Source organism: Moorena sp. SIO4A1 (genome assembly GCF_010672065.1).
Classification (GTDB): domain Bacteria; phylum Cyanobacteriota; class Cyanobacteriia; order Cyanobacteriales; family Coleofasciculaceae; genus Moorena.
The window spans coordinates 1-1,662 of the sequence record NZ_JAAHHX010000564.1; the positions used below are offsets into that span (position 1 = coordinate 1).

2 protein-coding genes are annotated in these 1,662 nt (G+C 44.6%); both read right to left on the reverse strand.

What is annotated here, in order from left to right; genetic code table 11:
• Window positions 1-645, reverse strand: a 645-nt coding sequence (locus tag F6K53_RS40680) for a GNAT family N-acetyltransferase (RefSeq protein WP_293085881.1), incomplete at its 3' end; no start/stop codon positions are given.
• 488 nt (window positions 646-1,133) lie between these two features.
• Window positions 1,134-1,436 (reverse strand): hypothetical protein, encoded by a 303-nt coding sequence (locus F6K53_RS40685; RefSeq protein ID WP_008188499.1) that lies wholly within the window; start codon window positions 1,434-1,436, stop codon window positions 1,134-1,136.
• Window positions 1,437-1,662: the final 226 nt, after the last annotated feature.

Consider the following 1,662-nt stretch of genomic DNA (forward strand, 5'->3'; position numbering starts at 1 on the left):
AAAAACCTTACGCACTATTGGTGGCATTGATGCCGTATCCAGCTGATAGAGCAACTGAGCATCTGCGTTACTGACAGGCAACAGGTTCGGCAAATCTGGTTCACGAACCGCCAATTTTTCCAGCAGTGTTGGCTCAATCACCCAGTAGGTCATCTGAGCTAGGGGTTGGAATCCGTTTTGCCGATACAGAGCCAGTGAACTTTTATGATTGATATTGACTTCCAATAACCAAGTTCGCGCTTGCCAAATTTTTTCAAAGCAATGGCGCAACAGAGCCGAGCCAATGTCTCTAGTTGTCAGGGTGTTACTCACTCTAAGAGTGTTGGCATCAACTAACACCTGCTCCACCCGCCAAGTACTACGGGTGTGATTAAATGGGGAAATTTTGATCAGTCCGCGCAGCTTTTGGAGTTGCTCAGCCACATAGATACAAAAGCTGTACTGGTAGGGGTTGGGAAACCAACTCAAAAACTTCAGCAACCAATACCAGCGTCTAACGTGCTTAAGTGGCTGTTGGTCAACTGATGGGTAGATCTTACTCTGCCCATCAGTTGCCTGTTGCACTAGCGTCTCTATTGCTGCCAAATCATGGTATTGAAATGGGCGGATCAAGTTCTTCGGGTTTTCCGAGACAGGTGAAGTCATTTTGGGTACGGATGCCATGAAGCTGCTCGCTCTGTTTGACCCATGTTCTTGCGCTGTAACCTACATTTGCAAGACTAGGGTTACTGCCAATATATTAGCTATTTTCCCATCATCCCAGTTGTGATAAGACATATGAGTAATATCAAGTTGTTTTCATGGGGTTTAATGCACCAGTGGGACTGTTGAGTGTTGATTGTTAATCCTTAACAGTCAGTCAAGGGTCAACACTCAACATAGTCTCAACATAGGTAAGCTATCAGCTATCAGCTATCAGCTATCAGCTATCAGCTATCAGCCATCAGCCTATGCGCTACTTGAGATGCTACTTGAGGTGCTATCAGCCATCAGCCTGTGGCCACGATACTTGAGGTGCGAACAGCTTTTGAATCAAATAAGCTGACCGCTGACCGCTGACCACTGACTGCTGAATGCTTACCAACATAGTCTCAACGTAGTATAGACACGCCCCTATCTAGGTATTGTAAGGTTTAGTCTTCATCCATTATATTCCCTTTGTCTACCCGTTCTAACTGCCACAGAATTTGATTACCTTCACGCCTGACCCTTGACACAACCCAGTTGCGCCAAGACCAGTGGTTACCCCGACTAGTGACAGCGCTGGCGTTCACATCCATTAAATCGGCCAGTTCAGAACTACTAATCAGGTAGCCTTGGCTGGCAATTTCATCCGCGATGTGTAGAGTTTCTACCAAATTACGCAGTTGAGCAACTCTAACCTCGCGGGGTAATTCGTCAGTTGTACTAACAGAAGAAGAAATAGCTGATTCCATAATTAAAACAGAAGATATATATCGATGAGGTAGAAATGCTCGATTATATAGTTTAGGTAAAGTAACCCATCAGTAGTATAGGAGTCTGATATCCCTGTTACTATCTTTGGTGAAAGATTACCACCGAATATAAAGGTTGAACAAACCCCTGTCTCCAGCAATCCCTAACAAGACCCCCATCTGTCTTGCCTAAAATTAAAACACTATTAGTCAAACACTACTAGAC